We start from the raw sequence: 24,646 nt of genomic DNA, 5'->3' as shown, positions 1-24,646 counted from the left end.
CCCAATTCCGATAGTCAACCATCTCAACCATCGTCAGTCATTAAGGCCCGGCGACAACCGGTATTTTTTATCTTTTATCGCTCTTCCGAGGAGAAATTATGAGCATCCAGGCAATCAACGTACGCAATCAATTCCGTGGCAAGGTCAAGGCTATCATCGATGGTCCGGTGGTATCGGAAGTCGATGTGGAAACACCTGCCGGCATTGTCACTTCCGTCATTACGACACGCTCGGTGCGGGACCTGGGATTGGCGCCTGGCGTGGAAGTCGTGGCTCTGGTCAAGGCCACCGAAGTGTCGATCGCGAAGCTCTAACCCTGCGCAAAGATGCTCATTCTGTTGACGGGTGGACTGATTTTTGCACTATTCACCTGCTTCACACTTCAGCATGCCGGCCAGCATTGATATCAGGAATAGCAGAAAGGGCATTACCTCCAGGTGCAAATATATCGGCTTACAATACAAGCTGTACAAGACAGGCACGCCGACCATCGCTTCCTTATGGTGGTGATAAAAAAATCGGCTTGCCCTCAGCGTACTAACCAGCTTGAATCGCATTTCCCGTAATCATCAGGAGTTGCCATGATTTTTCGCCAGCTGTTTGAGCCATTGTCGAGTACCTACACCTACCTTCTCGGCTGCGAAGAAACCGGACAGGCCATCCTGATCGATCCAGTTGTTGTCGCCATGGACCGCGATCTCGCTGAAGTCAGGCGCCTTGAATTGACACTCGCTTACACCGTTGATACACACATCCATGCAGACCATATCACTGCCGCACTGGAACTGAAGAGGGCGGTGGGAAGCAAGATTGCTGCGCCGGCGCATGACCACCTGCCTTGCGCCGACATTGGTCTGGAAGAGGGTAAGCCGTTTCGGGCGGGCGGCATTGAACTGCACCCCTTGCATACGCCCGGCCACACCGACGGGCATTTTGCTTATTTGTTTGGCGAGCGGGTCTTCACGGGCGATGCGCTGTTAATCGATGGCTGTGGTCGTACCGACTTCCAGAATGGTGACGCGGGTGCCCTGTACAGAAGCGTACATGAAAAATTGTTCAGCTTGCCGGAGGACGTACTCGTGTATCCAGCCCATGATTACCATGACCGACGCGTCTCTACCATTGGACAGGAAAAGAAGCGGAATCCCCGATTGGGAGAGGAAAGGACGCTGGATGAATTCAGGCAGATAATGGCGGGGCTGAATTTACCTTATCCGAAGTTCATTGATTATGCCGTTCCCGGCAACCGGCAGTGTGGTGTGTGCCCCAGCGGGCTGCCGGAAAACCTGGAAAAATATTGCAGGCAGATGACCGACAGCCCGCAAGGATAACGTTTGCATCTGGCGTTGCCGCGGATTCCACAGGGTATAGTGAGTATTAGCCGAAACCACCGACCATGAAACGATCGCTTATCTTTGTTGTTCTTGCCGCTGCCGTTCCAGGGGCAACAGTGTTTGCCCAGCACGCCACGTCGGTACACCAGCGGCAGGCCGAAGTGGCACAGCGTGGTGCCGATGTCATGCCTTTCGATCTTGCTGCAACCACGCATATATTTACCAAAACAAAAGACGGCGGAATACAACGCGTGATCACTAAACGCCGTAACGACAACGCGCAAGTCAAACTCGTGCGCCAGCATCTTCGTGATATTCAACAGCAGTTCAAGGCCGGTGATTTTTCCGGCCCTTCGCATATTCATGGTCAAAACATGCCGGGCCTTTCCACACTGCGTGAGGCCAGGCCAGGACAGATTTCAATTTCATACCGAGACATAAAAGGCGGGGCCGAACTGCAATACCATACGGCTGAAACAAAGTTCACAGCCGCGCTGCACCAATGGTTCGATGCGCAGTTATCTGATCATGGCAATGATGCGACGGATGGCAATCGTCAGTTACATCACCATCATGGCCAACATCGTCGTTAAGAATTATTGTTTCACCACATCGGTGTAAGCGCAGCTTGCAGTCGATCTCAATGTCTGATGAATCGGGACGCGAGGCCGCACATCGTCTTTATGAACTGCTGAATATCCATCGGTTTGACTATGTATTCCTCAATACCCAGTGCAACCGTCGTATTGATATCCGCTTCCAGCGCGGAACTGGTCAGGACGACTACCGGGATTGAGGCCAGCGCAGATGTGGCCCTTATCGTACTCAGTACGGTAATGCCGTCCACTGACGGCAATTTCAGATCCAGCAACACCAAGCCCGGGTTGCCCGGTGACCTATGCTGGTATTCTTTCCTGCATAGAAGATAATCAAGCGCCTCTTCGCCATCGTTAGCGACAATTATTTCGTTGCTTACACCGCACCTCTTTAATGCAAGTAGCGCAAATTCAATGTCATTCGGGGCATCTTCTACAAGCAGAATCGGGCGGGTCATCTAATCAGAAAACGGAATATAAATGTAAAATCGGCAATAAATAAGAGAAGCCGACCAGCTGGCGTTGCTTTGTCTCAAGTATTGGAGCGGCCACCCGGACATGCCGGGCGGTAGAAGTGTAACATTACGCCTTAGCCGCGCATGTCCGGCAGTTTACAGGAATAAGCCTACTATGAATGACATGTCCGCCTCGTCGTCCCAGAACCCGCCGACCGAGAACCGGTTTCAACTGCTTGTTTCCGGAATTAGTGATTACGCAATTTACATGCTGAACACAGACGGCATTGTGACAAGCTGGAATGCCGGAGCGCAACGTTTTAAGGGGTACACCGCCGATGAGATTATTGGCCAACACTTTTCTCGCTTCTACACCCCTGAAGACCAACAAACCGGCCTGCCGGCCAAAGCACTTGCGACTGCCTTAAGAGAAGGCAAGTTCGAGGCGGAGGGGTGGCGGGTTCGTAAAGACGGTACACAGTTCTGGACTAGTGTAGTCATCGATCCCATTTACGATACCAGCGGTCAGCATATCGGGTTTGCAAAAGTCACGCGCGACATCACCGAACGTCGCCAGGCTCAGGAAGCATTGCGTGAGAGTGAACAACGGTTTCGCATGCTGGTGCAGGGTGTGACCGATTATGCGATTTACATGTTATCGCCAACCGGCGAGGTCACTAACTGGAATGCAGGGGCTGAGCGTATCAAGGGCTATAGCGCCGACGAAGTCATCGGGACGTCTTTTTCCCGCTTCCATACACCGGAGGACCAGGCTGCAGGATTGCCCGCTGCTGCCTTGGCCACAGCCGCGAGGGAAGGCCGCTTCGAACGCGAAGGCTGGCGCATGCGCAAAGACGGGACCAGGTTCTGGGCGCATGTAATTCTTGACGCGATTTACAACGATGACGGGTCACTGGCCGGCTTTGCCAAGATTACCCGCGACATCACGGAAAAAAAGAATGCTGCCGAAGCACTGGAGCGTGCGAACACCGCGCTTTTTCAATCCCAAAAAATGGAAGCCATCGGCCAGCTGACCGGTGGCATCGCACATGACTTCAACAATCTGCTCTCTGTGATTAGCAGTGGGCTGGAAGTGCTACCGTTGAAAACGGAGGAGCCTGCTGAGCTGAAAATTGTTGAGAGCATGAAACGCGCCGTCGACCGTGGCGCAACGCTTACCCAGCAATTGCTTTCTTTCGCCCGACAGCAGCCGCTGCGCCCGGAAAAGTACAATCTGAATAGCGTCATCAACGGATTTGAAGCGGTACTGCGCCGCGCAGGCAATTCGACTATCTCCTTCAACCTGATTCTTGCAAATGGCTTGAATACCGTGATGGTCGATGCGCCGCGTTTCGAGACCGCATTGCTGAACCTGGTAGTGAATGCACGTGATGCCATGCCACATGGTGGACAAATCTCGATTTCCACATCCAACGTGGCGTTATCCGATCAACAGGTTTCAGGTCTCGCTGCGGGTCAGTATGTCAAGGTGTCGGTATCTGATACTGGTTTTGGCATGTCGCCTGAAGTCATCTCAAGGGCATTTGAGCCTTTCTTTACTACCAAGGAAGTTGGCAAGGGTACCGGGTTAGGCCTGAGCCAGGTATATGGTTTCATGAAGCAATCCGAAGGAGGCGTGGAAGTCGAGTCAACCGTTGGTCACGGCACGACAATCAACCTGTATTTACCTGCACTTGATGAACGTAGCAGTGACGCTGCTCCGTCTGAAGACGGTAGCGAGAAAGTGCTGGTGGTCGATGATGAACCGGACGTGATGGAAATGGCAGCGGCACTGTTTCGTAGTATCGGCTATGAAGTCTTTACCGCCAATAATGGACCTGCCGCGCTTGAAGTACTGGAGCGGACCAAGGACATTTCGGTGTTGTTTTCAGATGTCATGATGCCAAGCATGAGTGGCATTGAGTTGGCTAAAAGAGCACGTCGGCTTCGACCAGACATGAAGATTCTGTTGGCCTCGGGTTATCCGCTGCCCGCGTTGAAGGCACAGCATAACGGAGTCGATGAATTCGCTTTTATAAACAAGCCTTATAAACTGGCCGACCTGGCCAGGAGATTACGATTGCCATAGTCGATTTCCATATTGCACGGAGGCATGCATTACTTGAAATTGCGCATTTTTGGATTAAGCCAACATCATTTCGATCAGCTATGATGCAGCCGAAGCGATTGGCACATCGCGCTCGCATTGCAATATAGGAAAGAAATGGATATCGCTGTCACGGTACCTCAGACATTTCTCACAGGTGGTGGTGAAATGGGAGTGCGCATCGCTGCGCAAAACTGGTCCCTCTCTGGGCTCGGACCAATTGATCAGTGGCCGGTTTCGCTGCGTACGGCTATCAGTATGGTGCTCAATTCCAAGTTCCCTTCGTTCCTGTGCTGGGGACCTGATTTCATCAGTTTCCATAACGATGCCTATACTCCCTTGCTCGGCACCAAGCAGGCGCTCGGTCGATCTTTCCGTGAGGTCTGGTCAGAAGCGTGGGATACCGTTGGACCAATCGCCGAAAAAGCTTATGCAGGCGAGGCAAGTTATTTTGAAGACTTGCCGATCGTCGTTGAGCGATTCGGTTATCCGGAGCAAACCTATTTCAGTTTCTCCTATAGCCCCGTGCGCGACGAAACCGGGGCGGTCGGGGGGATTCTCTGCACGGTCTTCGAGACGACCGACAAGGTCAATGCCATTGCCAAGTTGCTCGAAAAAGAAGAGGCACTGCGTCACCTCAACGCACGCTTACAGCACGAGGCCGCCTCGCACGCTGCTGATCGGGATCGTATCTGGAAGATTTCTCATGACGTGATGACTGCGGCGTCCCTTGCTACAGGCAAGTTCACCACCGTCAACCCGGCATTCACGGAAACCTTTGGCTGGAGCCAGGAAGAGGCAACCTCTGTCCCTTTTATGGATCTTGTCTATCCTGATGACAAAGAGGATGTCACTGAAAACATGCGGGTACTCGCCGCAGGCGCACCGCTTGTTCGCTATGAAACCCGTGTCATGCATAAGGACGGCTCGCATCGCTGGGTATCGTGGACCATCGTTCCCGAAGGCGAACTGCTGTATGGTGTTGCCCGGGACATCACTGCGGAGAAAAAACAAACCGATGCACTTCAGTACGCCGAAGAAGCATTGCGTCAATCGCAAAAGATGGAAGCAGTCGGTCAACTGACCGATGGCCTTCAACAGCGAATTGAAGCCGCCCTGGGCGTTACCGAGCGCGCTGCGGCACTCACACATCGCCTGCTTGCATTCTCGCGACGACAAGCACTTGATCCAAAGCTGATTAATGCGAATGAACTGGTCGCTTCCATGGCCGATCTGATTTATCGAACTGCCGGCCCGACGATTAAAGTTGAGACACGATTGGAGGGATCGCTATGGATGACGCTTTGTGATCCGAACCAACTCGAAAGTGCGCTGTTAAATCTGGCAATCAACGCAAGAGATGCGATGCCAAACGGTGGAACCTTGACAATAGAAACCGAGAACATAACCGTCGGCGAGGCGCATGCGGCAATCTATGGGGATCTCAAACCAGGCGAGTACGTTACCGTTACAGTGAGCGATACCGGAACCGGGATGACTGCGGATGTAGCAACCAGGGCCTTCGATCCATTTTTCACGACGAAGCCGCTTGGACAAGGAACCGGCCTGGGCTTATCAATGGTGTACGGCTTTGCAAAGCAGTCCGGCGGGCATGCCTCCATCCATTCACAACCAGGTCGGGGAACAATAGCGCGTATGCGGCTTCCTCGCCAGATTTCGCTGTCGAATACCATCGACACTGCCGCAACGCCATGTGCGTCTTCCGCGACATTGCAGGGTAATAAGACAGCCATGATTGTGGATGACGAACCGCAAATCAGGTCGGTGTTAGTCGACTTGCTGCAGCTACAGGGCTATGCAGTGCTGGAAGCAGGCGATGCGCGCGAGGCGCTGAAAATTCTGGAGGCAACTTCCACGCTGGACGTGCTCGTCACCGATATCGGATTGCCGAATGGCTTGAACGGGCGCCAGCTTGCCGACCTGGTTCGCACGCACTGGCCTGAGCTCCCAGTTCTCCTCATTACGGGCTATGCAGAAGAAGCAGTCATGAAGAACGAGGCACTGCCAGAAGGTATGCACTTGCTGACTAAACCCTTTTCGATGAATTCCTTTACCGCAAAGCTTGCTGCTCTCATCAGTTAGCCTGTTAACAGATTAAGCTTTGGGTGACCCGGCTTGATCACCTTCAGTACACCTCGGCTTCTACCGATCAGGGCGTCGTCCAATCGACCCCGATGCGGTATCCGTAGAGCCAAATGTGTGTGAATAGATTGTTCGGACAATGAGGCATCGGCCGTTCTATTATCCATTGTCATAGTTAGGTTCATACATCATCAATGTTAGATGCTGACTTTGACGATCTAAACGGCCGTGCTAATTACTGCATCGTCGATCCAACGATGGTTCCGTTAGGCGTTCCCATGCGAACCGCCCCTGACCTGCAACCAAACGGCACGCCCAGCGCCTGGAGTGTCTCTGCGTCGTACTCGCAATGACCGCTTGCTTGCCCGTTCCAGCCGCAATAGAAAAACACGGACATGCCGTCAATCGCCCATGAGCAGCCGGTCGATGTTGGTGGCTCATGCCGGATGCCAGACGTTGATTAAAATACGTTACCTCAAGCCGCTCCCCCAGCTGTAGGACAGCCGCGCTAGTTAGATCGCCGAACAGAACGCTTTGATTAAATTGTTGTGTCCGTTAGGTAGTGCGGAAGAGACAATCTCTTAAATAGCTTTCGGACCATAATGGTCTAACGCTTTGCGAAGGTCAGCAAATTTTCATGTAACATGCTTGCTTCCTTGCCACGATCAAAGGCTAGATATCAAGGGCTAGATTAAACTCCGACCTTCCGTACGGATAGCGAGGCTAATAACATCGACAATTCTTCGATATTGACCGGCTTCACGAAGTGGTAGTCGAATCCTGCAGCGCTTGACTCTTTCTTGTCGTGCTCTTGCCCATAGCCGGTCACTGCAATAAGAACCGTTTTTGCCCCTTCCGGCATCGTTCGCAGTCTTCGTGCAAGGTCTTTTCCGTCGATATCGGGCAGGCCGATATCGAGCAGCGCCACTTCCGGTTTTATTTCACGAATTCGATCGATTCCCTTAGCAGCAGTATATTCGGTAAAAACTTCGTGACCCATTGCCTTGAGTAACAGCGACAACGTGTCTGCTGCATCGACATTGTCGTCCACTATCATCAATCTCAACCCCTGAGTTGCTTTGATGGTTTGTTCGCCGGAGACAGATGGAGCCTTTACTTCATTCGATGCGTTGGTAACTACTGGTATCCTGATAGTGAAGGTACTACCCTGGCCTATACCTGCACTATCGGCATGCGCTGATCCGCTATGCAACTCAACCAGTGTCTTGACCAGTGCAAGACCCAGGCCCAAGCCTCCTTGCGAACGATCCGATGTTCTTTCACCTTGGGAAAATAAATCGAAAGCTTTAGCCAGCAAGTCCGGCGCCATGCCTATTCCGTTGTCCGAAATCTTCAGTACCACTTGGCCTGACGATACCTGCAGCCGTGCAGTGATATTGCCGCCCTCCGGAGTGTATTTTGCCGCGTTAGCCAATAAGTTGGTCACAATTTGCACCAGTCGCTTACGGTCCCCAACCACATTGGCGGGCTCAGGCGGCAGGTGTAGCGATAGATTATGTTGCCGTGCGCTGATGTGTGGAGTCATCTGCTCAATAGCGTCAGAGAGCACTTGACGGAAATCGACAGGATTCTTGTCGATTACAATGAGGCCTCTTGTCACGCGTGCCACATCGAGTAGGTCGTCAATAAGGGCGGTCAAATATCCGGCCTGCCTGCTAATGATTCCAGCGGCCTGTTTCACCTTGACCGGGTCGGAAGCTGCCAACTCCAGCAATTGTGCGGCTGCACTAATCGGTGCGAGTGGATTGCGCAGTTCATGTGCCAACATTGCCAGAAATTCGTCCTTGGCCCGATTAGCTCTGGTGAGTTCTGCAAGCAATGCCTCGCGTTCGTTGTACATCTGTTCCAGCTGCTGGCGCTCGGTCGCGTCGCGGGTGAAGCACCTGGTGTAGCGTAGCTGACCACCTTTAAAACACCCGTTCGAACTGATGACTACGTGTTTAATCGAGCCGTCTTTGCACCGTAGCCGCGCCGGCTGGTCAAGCAATGTTTCACCAGCCAACAACTTGTTAAGAACGGTTTCAATAGTTGGTTGATCTGCGTGAAACTGAGCAATGTGATGACCAATGTATTCTTCCCAGCTATAACCGAGCATCGCTAGTTCTGCCTTGTTTGCCCAGAGGATCGTTCCGTCCGGCCCAACGCGATGCAAGCCCTCGGCCGCGTTCTCGACAAAATCGGCGAATTCTTTCTCACGATGCTTGAGTGTCTGCTCCGATTCTTTCAGACGATCGACTTCGACCTGTAATGCTCGCGCCTTTTGTTCCAGCTGTGTTGTCTTGAGATGGATGTCATGTAGCTCAACCGACGTGTGCAGATGGCCGCCGACTGAACAAACGTGGTCATGCTCAGCACACACCTGCTGAAAAGACTCTGCCAGTTCAATGGTTGGGAATAAACGCCACGGATAGGCACAGAACAGAGAGAACGAATAGTCGTCACGAAGGCCGTTCCACAGTTGCTCAAGCCTTATGGCGGCATCATATAAACCTTCGGCGCAGAGTAGGGCGACCATTTCGCCGAAGGCGTTAACGGTCTCTCCTTTAGCGCAGGCTTCACGTACGATCTTTCCTACGGTGTCGTGGAATCGCGCCTCGTCCGGCCAATCGTCGACCATAAACTGGGCAAGTACAACTTCGGCGTCAAGCGTAATCAATTCTCCGGAAAACCAGCCCGGCTGCCCTTGCACTGAGCCAAACCCCGTCAGATGCTGGCGCAAGCCAGCGATATGGTCAGGGGTTGCAATAACGATAGCTACACCACCCTTGCGAAGTGCACCGTCAAGAAAATCGGCGACTTCGTTGATTAGCTGCGCATCTTCATCATAGAAGCGAGCAAAGTGTGTTACTTGGGGTAAATCGTCAAGAACCGAATCTTGTGTAGTTGATGGCAACATGTGTCCTTGGATTCTATAAAGGCCGCTATAGCGGTGCAGTACCGCAGACCTGCCACGATTCCCCTATTGTAAGCCAGGCTTAGATGACCTCCCCATTAGTTGCTTTACTTCATCAGTGCGGGGGCGGCGAACATTCAGTAGCCGGCTCAATGTGGCGCAGAGCATCTGACCGTTCATCGACGTGGCGCGGCTTTGAGTAGCGTGGAACGACCTCGCTACCGGACCTTTGCGATGGCCATGCGCGAGTGCTTAGCGGCAGCTTTAAAGCATAGGCAAATTGTAAGTCTGCTAGGAAAAGATAAGCTTGTATTGTATCTTGTTGCCATCAAGAAACATTTGAAATGGCCGTTCGGTGTCTTCCATGCTTCAACACACGTATAACGTTCCTCTTATTGTTGCCGCACTTTGCATTGCAACCCTGGCATCTTATACCACGCTGGACTTGGCTGGCAGGATCTCATCCCTAGGTAATAAGGCAAGTCGACCCTACTGGTTGACCGGGGGAGCCTTGTCAATGGGTTTAGGCATCTGGTGCATGCACTTTGTAGGCATGCTGTCGTTTTCCTTGCCGATTCCGCTTGGTTACGACTTGGCCATCACGGCTGCCTCACTGCTGATCGCCGTCATTATTTCCTACTTCGCCCTTCATCTAGTCACACAAGAAAACCTGTCAACGGTACGACTTGGTTTCAGCGGTATCTTGATGGGCATTGGCATCGCCAGTATGCACTACACAGGCATGGCTGCCTTGCAGATGCACCCTGCCATTCAGTACAAGCCGGCTGTTTTTGCAATGTCGGTCATCGTGGCAATTGTGGCGGCAACCGCTGCACTATGGATTGCATCGACTTTGCGGAGTGAAAAAATCCAAAAAGTATTTTGTTGGCGCTTAGGCGCGGCCTTGGTCATGGGCTGCGCGATCGTTGGCATGCACTACACAGGCATGGCGGCAGCCAGCTTTCCTGAAGGCTCTATCTGTATGGCTGCCTCCGGAATCAGTACAAACTGGTTAGCTGTCACGGTGGCTGGTGCAACATTTGGGATTTTGATCATCACGCTTGTTTTGTCCGTGTTGGATGCACGACTGCAGGTAAAGAGCAATGCATATGTACAGTCGCTTAAAAGCGTAAATGAAAAATTGCAGTATCAGGCAATGCACGATGCCCTGACCGGTCTACCCAACCGTTCCCTGTTGTTTGAACGAATGCAGCATGCGATCGATAGCGCTGAACGCGCAAACAAGCAGTTTGCCGTTTATTTCGTCGATCTGGATGGTTTCAAGGCGATCAATGACTCACTTGGACATACGGCAGGTGATGCGGTCCTGAAGGAATTGGCGGCACGAATCAAGAAGGCGGTACGCAAGGAAGATATCGTCGCTCGCCTGGGTGGCGATGAGTTCGTCGTCATGGTCGGAAATATCCCTGACGTCGGTATGGCTGCACACATTGCCGAAAAGCTTTTTGAGTGCTTCACCGCGGATTTCATTCCGGATCAAGCTAGCTTACGTATTTCACCAAGCATTGGCATTGCACTATACCCGGATGACGGCGTAACTGTTGATGATCTCATCAGCCACGCTGACGCTGCAATGTACGAAGTGAAGGCGAATGGTCGAAATAATTATCGTTTTTTCGAGACGTCAATGAACGTGGCGATGAAGCGCGCCATCGAGATCCAGCGTAGCCTGCCAGGAGCGATACAACGTGGCGATTTCTTTGTTCATTACCAGCCAAAATTCGATTGTGGCAATGATCAAATACTTGGCGCCGAAGCGCTACTTAGATGGGAGCATGCACAGCTGGGGTTGATTTCACCGGCCGAGTTTATTCCCATTGCTGAGCGGTCTGGCCAGATCATTTTGCTCGGTCAGTGGGTAATCGAAGAAGTATGCCGACAGTTACAGTCCTGGAAGAACGCCGGCCTGCACACGTTCAAAATAGCAATCAATTTGTCGCAGATTCAGTTACGTTCACCACAAATTGTCGAGAACATTCTTGCTATCACCACAAAATATGGCGTCAGTCCATCCACGTTGATGTTCGAGATTACCGAAACGGTCGCCATGCAAGATGCCGAAGCAACGATGCGCGCCATCGAAAGGTTGCAGGAAGCTGGATTTAAGCTTGCAATTGATGATTTCGGGACTGGCTACTCTAGTTTAAGTTACCTCCAGCAGTTCGGAGTGCAGCAAATGAAGGTAGATCGCAGCTTCATTAGTAATCTCACGGTGAACGACAAAGGCTATTCCATTGTTGCAGCAATTATTCGGCTGGCGCACTCGCTCAATATGGAAGTAGTAGCCGAAGGCGTAGAAACCGAGGCACAACTTGCAATGCTAAAAGCTCTCAATTGCGATCAGACACAGGGTTATTTACTTGGGCGGCCAATGGAAGGAGCCGACCTCGTTAGGTTGATGAATCAAGCTGCGAACGATGTGAAAACGACGCTGATTCCGCTTACTACAACCTGAAGATATCCATTGTTCAACGGTATTCTACTCAGCGATTTTCATAAAACGCATGCACGTAATCCTACCCCTCGTTACTCATTGATGAGTAATCCAGAAAGTCCGCTTGATGTCGTCGGGCCAGTCACAGCGATACGTGCCCGCATTGAAATCGTGCAAAAGAACCAGTTACAGCCTGCATAGAATGCAGGCTGTAAGTTCAGTTCCTCAGAAGCTGAAGGACTACTAGCTATTCGGAATGTTACTTACTGAATGCTTCATGTTGATGACATTGGCTTATTGAAACAGTTGAGATTATCCAGATGCAATCGCTCGCTCGCGCAGCGCACGATTTCATCATATTGAAATACGTGCGTCACGGTGTTGTCATCTATTGCAACTATGATGCAGCGGTCTTTTCTCACTGACAATAGGATCTTAGCCAATGAATATGCCAAACGACCTCGCACGTATCCCCGTTGATCATGACGATATCGATTCAAATAATTCGTCGAACGAGCACTTCAGCTCGGTATTGAATGCGCGGTTAAGCCGCAGGTCTCTTCTGCGTGGCGGTGCTGCATCCGCTGCCGGCGCCCTCCTGAGTAGCATCGGTCTCACTGCATGCGGTGGTTCAAGTGGTGATTCTGTTGCTACAGCCCCGGTAACGCCAACAACACCTGCTCCAACAGAAAAGTTGCTGGGCTTCCAGGCAGTTTCGAAGAGCCTCGCTGACGCCGTCATCGTTCCCGCCGGTTATACCGTGACCGTGCTGTACGCTATGGGTGATCCGCTGACAGCCACTACACCGGCATTCAGGAATGACGGCACCGACACCGATTTTGAGAACCGCTCCGGCGATCAACATGACGGCATGGAATACTTCGGTCTGTCCGCTGACGGCAAGGCTTCAGTATCGGCAAATGAGCGAGGCTTGCTGGCAATCAATCACGAAGCCACCATTGACGAAAAACTGTCGTCATTCTTCCTGCACGCTAACGGCGGCACCGCAACGTTGCCGCGTCCGGCTGTCGAAGTTGACAAGGAAGTTGCTCTCCACGGTCTGGCTGTCGTCGAAGTCCGCAAGAACGGCACCAAATGGGAATATGCAAAGGACTCCGTATTCAACCGCCGCGTAACGCCCCTGACCGATATCGAGATCAGTGGCCCGGCCCGGGGCAACGCGTTAATGGTGACCAAGTATTCTCCGAACGGCACAAGGACACGCGGCACCCTGAACAACTGCGGCACGGGTAAAACGCCCTGGAATACCTTCCTGACTGGCGAAGAGAACTGGGCAGGCTATTTCACGCGAAACAGCACAGATGATGCGGCCCGCGGAAATGACAAGAGCGTCGCGTCACTAAGGCGCTATGGCCGCAATCAGGGCGATGCCTCGCGCCACGGCTGGGAATCCGGCGGTACAGACGACAAATATGCACGCTGGAATATCAGCAAGACCGGTACCTCTACTGATGGTAGCGACGACTACCGTAATGAACTGAATGGCATGGGCTACATTGTCGAGATGGACCCGTATGACAAGACCACGTTGGCAAAGAAACGTACGGCGCTGGGTCGTTATGCGCATGAAAGCGCTGCGTTTGGTAAGCCTGTCGCAGGCCAACCCTTGGCTGTCTATATGGGTGACGACTCGCGTAACGAGTATATCTACAAATTTGTCTCGACTGCGGTATGGTCGGCAGCAGATGCCTCCCCCGCAGACCGCATCAGCGTGGGCGACAAGTACCTCGACAATGGCAAGTTGTACGTTGCGAAATTCAATGCCGATGGCACAGGACAGTGGGTCGAACTGTCGATCTCCAATGCTGCCATCAGCGGATATGCAACCTACAAGTTCGCAGACCAGGCTGATGTTGTTGTGAACGCGCGTCTTGCAGCAGATGCTGTGGGTGCTACCAAGATGGACCGTCCTGAATGGTGTTCCGTCAACCCGGCAAATGGCGAGATCTATTTTGCGCTGACCAATAACAGCAACCGCCGTGTAGAGCCGTCTGGTTCCAGCCAGTCCGCCCCGGATGCCGCCAATCCACGCGTCTATACAGACATGAAAGGCAGCACCGCGCAGCAGGGCAATCCCAACGGCCACATCCTGAGGATCAAAGAAGGCACGTCGGGCTCCGCAGCAACGGCTTTCCAATGGGACGTTTATCTGTTCGGCGCCGAGGCAAAAGCCGCAGCCGGTACAGTGAATCTGTCTGGCCTGACCGAAGACCAGGATTTTTCCAGCCCGGATGGCATCGCTTTCAGCCAAGCGACAGGCATTTGTTGGTTCCAGACCGATGACGGCGCGTACACCGATGTGACGAACTGCATGATGGTGGCGGCAATTCCTGGTCAAGTTGGCGACGGCAAGAAAGTGACACTGACTTATCCCCGCGCTAACGGAACCAATCTGACCGTTGATACATATGTCGGTAGAGCAGCTAATGCCGACACGGTGAAACGCTTCCTCGTCGGCCCGGTGGCTTGCGAGATCACAGGCCTGGCCGAGACGCCTGACGGCAAAGCATTGTTCGTCAATATCCAGCATCCGGGTGAGACTACCGCCATGGCCAATATCGGTGATCCGTCGAAGTACACGAGCCAGTGGCCTTCGAATGCCGGTTATGGTGCGGGTAAGCGGCCGCGTTCGGCGACTATCGTCATCACCAAGAATGACGGCGGACGTATCGGAACATAATCCCAGGCACGCTTGGCAGACAACGCCTGGGTTGGGCTGAAAACCTTCCGGCCCAGGTTGGCATTCGAAGTGTAGCCCCGATTCTGCAGTCAGAGTCACAGGGCGTCTGCTCCAAGCATTCGAGCGGTATAAGGCATCGGCGTCGGATGCCTTCCTTGGCCAAGATCGCTGGTAATCCATAATCTATGCCGGCACACCCGTCCCTCCTGGTTGCGTCATTTCTGCAATGCCCTTCCGGGAAATTTCCTCGTGGCAGCCTCAGCTGCTGTACTTATACCAATCCCAACCGATAACGCACCATGACATCGCGTCTTTTTCCGGGGGGCGCCGAGCCGCCTGCCTGCGTTGTACTCATCGTCAATAGCCCGCTATTGACTCCTCCTACGCCTTGCCAGTCAAAAAAATCCATCGATCTCATTTGTCACGTTATAGGTTGGGATTGGTATTACAGCTAGGAAGACCAGAGCCGGGGCACTCCCCAAAAACACTTGCTTAACTACGATCATTCAACTATCCTTGAATTAAATAATTCAAGGATAGTTGAAATGGATGTTAAGAACGTTGTTGCAGCCCTTGCGGCGCTTGCCCAGGAAACCCGCCTCGCCGTATTTAGGCTGCTCGTGCAAGCCGGTCCGAAAGGCATGGCTGCGACGCAAATTGCCGATGGGATTGGTATCGCTCCGTCCTTACTCTCGTTCCACCTTAAGGAGTTGCTGCACGCCGGCCTGATTTCGCAGACCCGGGAGGGCCGCTCACTGATATACGCCGCCAACTTCGATGCCATGAATAGCGTGCTCGGGTTTTTGACTGAAAATTGCTGCGGCGGGAATGTCTGTTCGCCCGTCCGTGTTTCCAACTGTTCCGAAGAAGGAGCTTGCTCATGAAACGCCTGCACGTACACGTCTCCGTTGACAACCTTGCCGACAGCATCAAGTTTTACTCCGGCATGTTCGCGTCTGAACCGACTGTCGTAAAGACAGACTACGCGAAATGGATGCTTGACGACCCTCGGGTGAACTTCGCCATATCACAGCGCGGCGCGGAAGCCGGGCTGAATCATCTCGGTATTCAAGTCGAATCGACCGCGGAACTGAGTGAAATGCAATGCCGCCTCGGGGCTCTGCAACCCGGTGTGGAGAAGGAAGAAGGCGTAGCCTGCTGCTACGCGAAGTCCGACAAATATTGGCTCAACGACCCCTCTGGCATTGCTTGGGAAACCTTCTATACGCTCGACACCATTCCGGTTTTCGGTGAGCCCAATAAGACAGCTGCGCCGGAGGAGACCGGTGCGGCGGGTTCCGAGGCGTGCTGCGTACCGCTTGCCAAGCCGCGTATCAAGCTATCCAAGGACGGACCGTGCTGCGTACCAACTGCGCAGAAAAGCACGACTGGCGCCTGCTGCTAAGCCATGACTCCGCTTCGGCCAGCCATGGCTCACGACTTGCCGGCAATCCTCGCTTTACTTGGAGAGGCCGGCCTGCCATACCAAGACCTGACAGCAGCGCATGCCACCAACTTCCTGGTCGCGGCAGATGGGCATTCACTGCTCGGAATAGTTGGGTTGGAGCGCTACGATGAAAACGCGCTCTTGCGCTCCCTCGCCGTGCGACCGGAAAACCGGTTCACGGGGCTAGGTACTCAACTTGCCGACGCCATAGAGGACCATGCCAGGAGAACAGGTGTTGGAACCCTTTACCTACTTACAACAACCGCTGCCAACTTCTTCATGCGCCGCGGGTATGAAGTCATTGATCGCGCGACGGCACCGTCTACGCTTCTGGAAACAACCGAATTTTCAAGTTTATGTCCGTCGCAGGCCACCTGCATGCGACGGCACCTTATCAAAAAATCTTAAGGAAAATCATGACCGGCAAGACCTTCAACGTGCTGTTCCTCTGTACGGGCAACTCCGCACGCTCCATCATGGCCGAAGCACTGGTGACCACCATGGGGCACGGCCGCTTTCAGGGATTTAGTGCTGGCAGCAAGCCAGGAGGCAAGGTGAACCCATTCGCTATCGAGCAGGTGAAAAAGACCGGCTATCCTGTCGACAACCTGCGCAGCAAGAGCTGGGACGAGTTCGCCGCGCCAGGGGCGCCGCATATGGATTTCATCATTACCGTCTGCGACAACGCCGCAGGGGAAGCCTGCCCGATCTGGCCGGGCCACCCGGCCACTGCCCACTGGGGTTTTGAGGATCCGGCTGCCGTTGAAGGGTCGGATGACGATAAGCGGGAAGCCTTCGAAAAAATCTTCAAGCAAATCATGGCCAGGATGAACGCGTTCGTGAGCCTGCCTCTGAACATGCTCGAAAAGCACGCCATTCAGCAGGAAATCAAGAAGATTGGCGATACGCCCGTGATGCCTGCCTAGTTCGCTCGACCACCGCGCCTCCAGGAAGACGCGGCACTTTCATCGTCTTCACCATAATGACAACAACTCATACTACTGCTGTCGCCGGCGGCGCTGCCCCGGCAATTGGTTTCTTCGAACGCTATCTCACTATCTGGGTAGCCCTTTGCATTGTTGTCGGTATCTTCCTGGGGAAAGCATTTCCCTCGGTCTTCCAAGGCATCGCACAACTCGAAGTCGCACAAGTCAATATTCCGGTCGGGGTTCTCATCTGGGTGATGATTATTCCGATGCTCATCAAGATCGATTTTGCCGCGCTTTCGCAGGTGAAGGGGCACTGGCGTGGCATCGGCGTCACGCTGGCCATCAACTGGCTGGTGAAGCCATTTTCGATGGCGTTGCTCGGATGGCTGTTCATCCGCCATGTCTTCGCAGCATGGTTGCCGGCCGATCAGTTGGACAGCTACATTGCCGGACTTATTTTGCTGGCCGCCGCCCCTTGCACGGCGATGGTGTTCGTCTGGAGCCAGCTCTGCAAGGGCGATCCATACTTCACGCTATCCCAGGTTGCGCTCAACGACGCCATTATGATTGTGGCCTTTGCTCCCCTGGTGGCACTGCTGCTAGGCCTGTCGTCCATTACCGTGCCTTGGGATACGCTGATTACGTCCGTCGGCCTGTACATCATCGTCCCGGTTATTCTTGCTCAGCTGATCCGTAAAACCTTGGTGGCGAAAGGACCGGGCCACTTGGAGCGTGCAGTCGGAAAACTCGGCCCGTTCTCGATTTCGGCGCTGCTGCTGACCTTGGTACTCCTGTTTGCATTCCAGGGAGAGGCCATCACCGATCAGCCTTTGGTGATCGCTATTCTGGCAGTCCCCATTCTGATTCAGGTGTTCTTCAATTCCGGTCTTGCTTACCTGCTGAACCGGAAATTGGGCGTAGCACATTGCGTCGCCGGTCCGTCGAGCCTCATCGGCGCTTCCAATTTCTTCGAACTTGCCGTGGCAACCGCGATCAGCTTGTTCGGTTTCCAGTCCGGCGCCGCGCTGGCAACCGTCGTTGGGGTACTGATCGAGGTCCCCGTGATGCTGCTGGTGGTCGGTGTCGTTAATCGTTCCCAGCGTTGGTACGAAGCAAAGGCATAAGCACTATGGACATCAAGATTTACCACAACCCCAGCTGCGGCACGTCCCGCAATACCCTTGCAATCATCCGTAATGCCGGTGCCGAGCCGCAGGTCATCGAGTACCTGAAGACTCCGCCGAGCAAAAAAGAACTGCAGGAAATGATTGAAAAAGCTGGATTGACGGTACGCGAAGCCATCCGGGAAAAAGGCACTCCGTACGCCGAAATGGGATTGGGCGACTCGAATCTGACCGATGAACAACTGCTGGACGCGATGTTGGCAAACCCGATTCTCATCAATCGGCCCTTTGTTGTGACGCCGGTTGGCGTTCGCTTGTGCCGGCCGTCAGAAGTTGTGCTGGACATCCTTCCATTGCCTCAGAAGGGGCCGTTCAGCAAGGAAGACGGAGAAGCAGTGATTGACGCTGAAGGCCGGAGGGTCAAAGGAAATGGCTGACCTGTCGCATCTTCCGAACCTCAGTGCCGCGCATGTTGACATTCCCACTCAGGAAAAATTGGATGCACCGGAGGTGTCGACTCACTCGCCGCGCATTCTTCTGCTGTACGGTTCGCTACGCGAAAAATCCTACAGCCGCCTTCTGATACTTGAAGCGGAGCGGATACTGCAGCACTTCGGTGCTGAAACGCGAGTCTTCGACCCGCACGGCCTGCCCATGGTGGACAGTTGCCCACCGGACCATCCGAAGGTGCAGGAACTCCGTAGTCTTTCTGCCTGGTCAGAGGGGCAGGTTTGGTGTAGTCCGGAACGTCACGGCGCAATGACCGGAATCTTCAAGTCCCAGATCGATTGGCTGCCGTTGGAAATGGGAAGTATTCGTCCGACGCAAGGCCGAACTCTAGCGGTTATGCAGGTCTCGGGAGGCTCCCAGTCCTTCAATGCTGTCAACCAATTGCGGGTTCTTGGGCGGTGGATGCGGATGGTGACCATCCCGAATCAGTCGTCGGTGGCCAAGGCGTATCAGGAATTCGATGACCATGGCCGAATGAAGCCGTCTTCGTACTATGAGCGCCTCGTTGACGTGATGGAAGAACTTTTCAAATTCACCTTGCTTGTGCGAGATCGCTCGGATTACTTGACAAGTCGGTACAGCGAACGCAAGGAAGCGTCGCCGGAATTGACAACTGCATTGGCAGCGGCCGCAATGGAGCACGAAGCCAAAGACGAGACTGGCGACGAACTGGAGTAGTTTGGCTGGACGCTACCTGAATGCCGCATCCTATGATGCATTCCGTTAAAGCGTCTGCTTTGGGGAAAGGTCTGAGACGGGTTTGGGTAGCGGAACGTCGGTAATAGGTGGCGCAGAATGAGTCTTCTTACATTTACAGAAGGAGGCGGTCATGAATGCCAACCAAACTCAGCCCACTACCATTCCATCCGGCCATGGAACAAGGGCAAATTTGTCGGTCAAAAAGCGCCTTTGACGTTGAAGAAAATCTGGGTCATACGTACTCGCTAGCAACTGGAACACCGAACCCGTGATCTGGCGTTATTCAATCTGGCTATTGACAGCAAGCTCCGTAGCTGTGGCCTGCTTATCATCCACGTCAGTGATATCAACTTTGCGGCGAGGCATTCACGATCGGTCGTCTATATTGACCACAAAAATGCAAGCCCGCCGAGCAGTGCCCCGATACTGACAAAGACTGCGATCGTCCGAACGGTATGCAATTGAGTCCACAACAGCAATCCGGTCAGCGATAGAAGAATCATGCTTCCTGCGATCGTATCGGTTAATAGTACCCAGAAGGCGTTGACGCCGACGGCCATATGCAGCCTGGTCAAGGTGCCGATCAATGTCGCATCGACGTGCTCGATTTTGATGGACTGAGTGCCGACAAAGTATTCGGCGTTGATCGCCCCCTCCGGGCGTGTCAGGCTGACGTTCCAACGTTCCGGCTGCGTCAGTTCTCGGCCGGATAACAGCAGTATCTGAGACGCTTGCGACCTCACGATGGGAGGGGCGATCGGGGTGAACTGCAATTCTTTCTGCACCCATTCCGACATGCTTGCTGGCGAGCTGAAACCTTGCTCAGGGGCTCGTAGCTGCAATGTTCGAACGCTTGTTTTCTCAACGGGGATTTTAAGAATTGCTCGATGATTGAGTAACAAACCGGTGGCGCCAAAGAGCAGGCCGAGGGCAGCACCCCATAGCCCGACGTAGAGGTGTATCTGCCGAAGCCACCGGAGAAAAAGTGCTCGTCTACTGCGACCGCGAGGTTGAACGGCCTTATTCATCTGCGTAATGTTGACCGGCATCGGGTCGAGCGCTTCTGAATCAGCATAGTCACGCATGTTGCTACTCTGCGAAAAGTTGTGGGGGAGTCGCGGGTCCGACCGGCATGCCATCTTCTACAAACAATGAATAGGTAAAATGATTTCGCAAGGATTGGTAGCGTTTGTCCGCAAATTCGCCTGAAGCGCCATCCACATGAAGAATATGGACTACGTATTGGCCCCGCCAAGGCGTATTAATCTTGACTCTTCCTTGCTGGTCGGCCGTGTGCTCCTGCACCCATGTGTTGGGCGCAATAACCTGCACTTTTACACTTGGCAGGGGTTTGCCGTGGTAAAGGACAGAAAAGATGCTTCCTCCCTGGGGCCCAATATCAAGGGCAAGCCACGCCCCACCTGCGGTAACCGGAGCGGCAAGCCGCCCGACGCGCGCATAGTAGTTGGTTTTTGCGATGCCTAAACCATACTTGCTTAGGTCGCGGACTTCGGTGGCTTCCTCCTTTGCCAATACTGTGGATTGCTGTTGCACAGCCGAGATGAGGAAATGATCCGGCATCCTGACCGGGGCGGCATCTAACATCTTTTGGCCGGCCAGGACAATGACTTTGGGATGTTGAATCGTGTCGAGCTTGCCGGGGGATTTTTCCCTGGCGCCTTCTTCAAGTTCTCCATAAGACAGTATGGCGTTTTCTCCTGCAAGCTCTAGCCACAGGTAATGGGCCTGCGCCAGGTTTGACGCGAACGCCATCGCACAGAAAACGACTCTAGTCATAGCGTTTTGCCAGATCATCTTTATATCCTCAGAAGTTATAGCGTGCCGTTACTTGCACATTGCGCGGTGCGCCAGGCAGATTGAGCAATGGCGAGGTGCCGTGTCCGGATACGATGTATTTACGGTCAAACAGGTTGTTCACATTGAGCTGCAAGTCGAGTTTGGCAACACGGTATCCAATCATGGCATCGACCGTCGTGTAGGCAGGCAGCGTCACGGTGTTGCCAGGATTGGCGAAGCGATCGGCAACGTAGTTGATACCTGCGCCGGCGCGATAGCGATCGTCAAACGCCTTCGTCACCCAGAGATTTGCACTGTGCCGAGGTGTGAGAGTGGCACGCTTGCCTAGTACCGGCTGTCCTGCGTCTCGTGCAATTGAAGAAGTTACTTTCGCGTCCAGGTACGCATAGCCAGAATACACTTGCCAGCCGTTCGACAGGTCGCCGGTCAATGTCAGTTCCAGGCCGTCGGTACGTTGCACGCCAATCGGAATCAGACGATTCGTCGTGGGATCGGTTGCCTTGATGTTCGTCCGTTCGAGGCGAAACACGGACGCAGTTGCCGATGCCATTCCATCGAGGAAGTCGAACTTGCCCCCGATTTCCTTATTTGTCGTCTCTTCAGGAGCAATCTCCGCGTTACTGGCCGCTAACGGAAATGCTTCGCCGGACGGTTGGAATGACTTGCTGAATGCAGCGTAATACGACTGATTGAATTTAGGCTGGTAAATAAGACCGACGCGAGGACTCCATGCGGTATCGGTACGCGCCAAGTTGGGCTGGCCTGCACGTCGCTCCTGCGTTTCTTGTTCAAAGCGATCGTAGCGGATACCTGCCAGCGCTTTCCATTCTTTGGACAACGTCACCAGGTCCTGGACGTATGCACTGGAAGTGGTCATGATGCCAAGATTGTCGGTGGAGGGTGCTGCGGTCACTGACAATGGCAATACGGGCAGAATCGGGTTGAAAAGAGAGACCGTCGCGATATTGTTCTGCGTACGGAAAAACTGATCCTTATCCTGTTTTCCGATCTCGATCCCGTACAAGAATTGATGCGTCATGCCGGCGAATGTGGACTTTTGCGTCAGTTCGGTTTGATTGAAATAACCTTGTTCATCGCGTCGAACGTTGCTGCGGTTCAGGGACGCCGTAAGTGCTGCCTCATTGACTGCGCCAACCAAGGTATTGTTTCGATCAAGTTTGTAATCGTAATGACGAAATGCATTGCGCAAAGAGAGCGTATCGCTGAAGCGATGTGTCAAGTTAAAACCTAACGCCGTGACGTCCGACTGGGAAGTATCGACGTCACGCGCATTGCGAGCACCATAGTAGGTGCCCGCAGGGACGTCGACCGGGCGGCCGCGGTAGGCCGGAATGCCGAAATCGGTAATACGGCGGTCAGAAAGATACTCGGCCTGGAGTAACAGATCAGTGTTTGCCCCGAGTTTGAAGGACAAGGACGGTGCAAATGCTTCGCGGTTGAGAAACTGGTTGTTGCGATAGCTATCGGCGCGTTCAACGGCTCCGGTTACCCGAAAGGCGATGCCGCTCTCCTTGAAATTCCGGGCGACATCAAATTCGCCGCGACGTTGATCGTGGCTTCCTACCTGCGCCGTGATTTCGCTCCTATCAACTCCGGGCTTTTTCGTGATCCGGTTGATGAGGCCGCCTGAAGATCCGCGGCCGTACAAGACTGACGCCGGACCCTTGAGAACTTCAACTTGCTCGATATTGGAGAGGTCGCGGAAATACAGCGCATCATCCCGCAAACCATCAATGAACTGGTCCGCAATCGCCGTAAAGCCACGAATAGTCACCTGGTCGCGCTGGCCATCACCATGGGACAATCCAACTCCCGGCACGAGTCGCAAAGCCCTCTCCATGGACGTAACGTTCTGGTCGCGCAACAACTGGTTCGGTACCACATTCACAGTCTGCGGAATGTCACGCAATGGCGCTTCAATCTTTGTCGCGCTGGTCGCGGTCGGTGGATTGTAAGTTGGCAGGAGGTCCCGTGAGCCTTGAACTTGTACGGTAGGAAGCGTTGTATCTCCGGCCGCCGAGGCCGCATTCTGCGCATGCGTTGAACTGAAAGATTGTTGAACAGCCAGCGCGACTAGCAGCGCAAGCTGCTTTTTCTTGATTACCACGAAACTCTCCAGGTTAGCGTTAAAAGCTAGGCTGGCTGCAGGAAAGGCCCCGTGGCTGGCAATGAATTACGCAGACGATCGTCGCAATGCCGTTAAACATCGGAAGATAATCTAGATGTTGGATGCTGAACTAACAATGTGTGAAAGAAAGACGGGTAGCCGTTCATAGTTGACTACACGATGTAAATTCAACAGGATCGAACTGTAAATAAGAACGATTCGTATTCAATTATCAATGATATGTCACTTTTTAGCAATTTGTATCTGAATGTATGCAGGTACGGTGTGCTGGTAAGTAAATAAAACTGACCAATCGCAGGTTATGACGATGGGCACTATCCGGTGACTCTGCACCTTTATGCAAAAAGAGAATAACAAGATGCATAAATAGTAGTTCGCTTTATAACCTCTGAGTGCGAATATGGCGCATCGATAGCTGTATTTGTAATAAGGGGAGGGTATGGCGGCTGCATATACACAATCATCAAGCCGCGGCAGCGTTTTAAGAGTCATTCCAGGATTCAGGCTTTCGCTCGGTTTTACCCTGTTTTATTTAGGGTTGATTGTCCTGATTCCGTTGTCGGCTGTGTTTTTAAAGACATTTACGATGACGTGGGATGCCTTTGTGGCTGCTGTGACGTCAGATCGGGTGATGGCTTCCTACCGGCTGAGCTTTGGCGCGTCCCTGATTGGCGCCCTGATCAATGTGGTATTCGGCGGCATTGTCGCCTGGGTACTGGTTCGTTACCGCTTCCCCGGCAAGAAGATTGTCGACGCGCTGGTGGACTTGCCGTTTGCCTTGCCCACGGCGGTCGCCGGTATCGCGCTGACCGCACTCTATTCGTCCAACGGCTGGATCGGGCGTTATCTGGAGCCGCTCGGTGTCAAGGTCGCCTTCACGCCGCTGGGTGTGGTCGTCGCGTTGACCTTCATTGGTCTGCCTTTCGTCGTCAGGACGGTGCAGCCAGTCCTGGAGGAAGCCGAACGAGAACTTGAGGAAGCTGCGGCCAGCCTCGGCGCAAATCGCCTGCAGACATTTGCCAAGGTCATTTTCCCGACCATTTTGCCGGCCTTGTTAACCGGATTCGCACTGGCCTTCGCACGTGCCACAGGCGAATACGGTTCCGTGATTTTTATTGCCGGCAACATGCCCATGGTGTCCGAAATCACACCGCTGTTCATTATTACCAAGCTGGAGCAATACGACTATGCCGGGGCGACCGCCATTGCGGTGGTGATGCTGCTGGTGTCGTTTTCGCTGCTGCTGACGATTAATCTGTTGCAAGCCTGGACACGCAAGCGCGGTCAGGCAGAGAGGGTGTAAAC

20 protein-coding genes are annotated in these 24,646 nt (G+C 53.4%); 15 read left to right on the top strand and 5 right to left on the bottom strand.

What is annotated here, in order from left to right; translation table 11 throughout:
• Nucleotides 1-98 precede the first annotated feature (98 nt).
• The 3 genes from ACFQUU_RS00250 (at nt 99) to ACFQUU_RS00240 (ending at nt 1,927) form a co-directional block, all read left to right on the top strand.
• A complete protein-coding gene (locus tag ACFQUU_RS00250) occupies nt 99-314 on the top strand; it encodes a molybdopterin-binding protein (RefSeq protein WP_057289462.1) in 216 nt (71 codons plus the stop codon).
• Between the two features lie 267 nt (nt 315-581).
• Nucleotides 582-1,331 (top strand): MBL fold metallo-hydrolase, encoded by a 750-nt coding sequence (locus tag ACFQUU_RS00245; RefSeq protein WP_382240922.1) that lies wholly within the window; start codon nt 582-584, stop codon nt 1,329-1,331.
• 65 nt (nt 1,332-1,396) lie between these two features.
• Complete coding sequence (locus tag ACFQUU_RS00240) at nt 1,397-1,927, top strand: aspartate carbamoyltransferase (RefSeq protein ID WP_382240919.1); 531 nt, start codon at nt 1,397-1,399, stop codon at nt 1,925-1,927.
• A 47-nt stretch (nt 1,928-1,974) separates the two neighbouring features.
• Here the strand turns inward: ACFQUU_RS00240 and ACFQUU_RS00235 are convergent, their stop codons facing one another.
• A complete protein-coding gene (locus ACFQUU_RS00235; RefSeq protein ID WP_382240916.1) occupies nt 1,975-2,388 on the bottom strand; it encodes a response regulator in 414 nt (137 codons plus the stop codon).
• A gap of 172 nt (nt 2,389-2,560) precedes the next feature.
• Between ACFQUU_RS00235 and ACFQUU_RS00230 the strand changes: the two genes are divergently transcribed.
• Together ACFQUU_RS00230 and ACFQUU_RS00225 are read left to right on the top strand one after the other, a co-directional pair.
• Entirely contained in the window at nt 2,561-4,474 is a 1,914-nt protein-coding gene (locus ACFQUU_RS00230; RefSeq protein WP_382240913.1) for a PAS domain S-box protein, read from the top strand.
• A 135-nt stretch (nt 4,475-4,609) separates the two neighbouring features.
• On the top strand, nt 4,610-6,595 hold the full coding sequence (locus ACFQUU_RS00225) for an ATP-binding protein (protein ID WP_382240910.1): 1,986 nt from the start codon (nt 4,610-4,612) through the stop codon (nt 6,593-6,595).
• Between the two features lie 691 nt (nt 6,596-7,286).
• Here ACFQUU_RS00225 and ACFQUU_RS00220 read toward each other — a convergent pair.
• Nucleotides 7,287-9,512 (bottom strand): ATP-binding protein, encoded by a 2,226-nt coding sequence (locus ACFQUU_RS00220; protein WP_382240907.1) that lies wholly within the window; start codon nt 9,510-9,512, stop codon nt 7,287-7,289.
• 361 nt (nt 9,513-9,873) lie between these two features.
• On the opposite strand from ACFQUU_RS00220, the gene ACFQUU_RS00215 reads away from it, so the two are divergent.
• From ACFQUU_RS00215 to arsH, 9 genes are all read left to right on the top strand, one after another.
• Nucleotides 9,874-11,985 carry a putative bifunctional diguanylate cyclase/phosphodiesterase gene (locus ACFQUU_RS00215; RefSeq protein WP_382240904.1) on the top strand — a complete coding sequence of 704 codons (2,112 nt, stop codon included), beginning with the start codon at nt 9,874-9,876 and terminating at the stop codon, nt 11,983-11,985.
• A 421-nt stretch (nt 11,986-12,406) separates the two neighbouring features.
• Nucleotides 12,407-14,665 (top strand): PhoX family protein, encoded by a 2,259-nt coding sequence (locus ACFQUU_RS00210; protein WP_382240901.1) that lies wholly within the window; start codon nt 12,407-12,409, stop codon nt 14,663-14,665.
• Between the two features lie 545 nt (nt 14,666-15,210).
• Nucleotides 15,211-15,549 (top strand): ArsR/SmtB family transcription factor, encoded by a 339-nt coding sequence (locus ACFQUU_RS00205; RefSeq protein WP_382240898.1) that lies wholly within the window; start codon nt 15,211-15,213, stop codon nt 15,547-15,549.
• A complete protein-coding gene (locus ACFQUU_RS00200) occupies nt 15,546-16,070 on the top strand; it encodes an ArsI/CadI family heavy metal resistance metalloenzyme (RefSeq protein ID WP_382240895.1) in 525 nt (174 codons plus the stop codon). Before ACFQUU_RS00205 ends, ACFQUU_RS00200 begins: the two co-directional genes overlap by 4 nt.
• 24 nt (nt 16,071-16,094) lie before the next feature.
• A complete protein-coding gene (arsN2, locus tag ACFQUU_RS00195) occupies nt 16,095-16,520 on the top strand; it encodes an arsenic resistance N-acetyltransferase ArsN2 (protein WP_382240892.1) in 426 nt (141 codons plus the stop codon).
• Between the two features lie 8 nt (nt 16,521-16,528).
• Nucleotides 16,529-17,038 carry an arsenate reductase ArsC gene (locus ACFQUU_RS00190; protein ID WP_382240889.1) on the top strand — a complete coding sequence of 170 codons (510 nt, stop codon included), beginning with the start codon at nt 16,529-16,531 and terminating at the stop codon, nt 17,036-17,038.
• A gap of 56 nt (nt 17,039-17,094) precedes the next feature.
• Nucleotides 17,095-18,165, top strand: a complete 1,071-nt coding sequence (gene arsB / locus ACFQUU_RS00185; RefSeq protein ID WP_382240886.1) for an ACR3 family arsenite efflux transporter — start codon at nt 17,095-17,097, stop codon at nt 18,163-18,165.
• 5 nt (nt 18,166-18,170) lie between these two features.
• Nucleotides 18,171-18,602, top strand: a complete 432-nt coding sequence (arsC, locus tag ACFQUU_RS00180; RefSeq protein WP_382240883.1) for an arsenate reductase (glutaredoxin) — start codon at nt 18,171-18,173, stop codon at nt 18,600-18,602.
• Nucleotides 18,595-19,353, top strand: a complete 759-nt coding sequence (arsH, locus tag ACFQUU_RS00175; RefSeq protein WP_382242134.1) for an arsenical resistance protein ArsH — start codon at nt 18,595-18,597, stop codon at nt 19,351-19,353. Before arsC ends, arsH begins: the two co-directional genes overlap by 8 nt.
• A gap of 401 nt (nt 19,354-19,754) precedes the next feature.
• Here the strand turns inward: arsH and ACFQUU_RS00170 are convergent, their stop codons facing one another.
• The 3 genes from ACFQUU_RS00170 to ACFQUU_RS00160 are packed head-to-tail and all read right to left on the bottom strand — an operon-like array spanning nt 19,755 to nt 23,320.
• Complete coding sequence (locus ACFQUU_RS00170; RefSeq protein WP_382240880.1) at nt 19,755-20,459, bottom strand: PepSY-associated TM helix domain-containing protein; 705 nt, start codon at nt 20,457-20,459, stop codon at nt 19,755-19,757.
• Nucleotides 20,460-20,463: 4 nt separating this feature from the next.
• Entirely contained in the window at nt 20,464-21,189 is a 726-nt protein-coding gene (locus tag ACFQUU_RS00165) for a hypothetical protein (RefSeq protein WP_382240877.1), read from the bottom strand.
• A gap of 10 nt (nt 21,190-21,199) precedes the next feature.
• The gene (locus ACFQUU_RS00160; protein WP_382240874.1) at nt 21,200-23,320 is read right to left on the bottom strand and encodes a TonB-dependent receptor; all 2,121 of its coding nucleotides are present in this window, start codon (nt 23,318-23,320) and stop codon (nt 21,200-21,202) included.
• A gap of 460 nt (nt 23,321-23,780) precedes the next feature.
• Between ACFQUU_RS00160 and cysT the strand changes: the two genes are divergently transcribed.
• Nucleotides 23,781-24,644 carry a sulfate ABC transporter permease subunit CysT gene (cysT, locus tag ACFQUU_RS00155; protein ID WP_382240871.1) on the top strand — a complete coding sequence of 288 codons (864 nt, stop codon included), beginning with the start codon at nt 23,781-23,783 and terminating at the stop codon, nt 24,642-24,644.
• Nucleotides 24,645-24,646 lie beyond the last annotated feature (2 nt).

Source organism: Herbaspirillum sp. GCM10030257 (assembly GCF_042666555.1).
Taxonomy (GTDB): Bacteria; Pseudomonadota; Gammaproteobacteria; order Burkholderiales; family Burkholderiaceae_D; genus Noviherbaspirillum.
The sequence above is the reverse complement of the archived record's forward strand: the minus strand, read 5'-3'. Positions and strand labels throughout refer to the sequence as shown.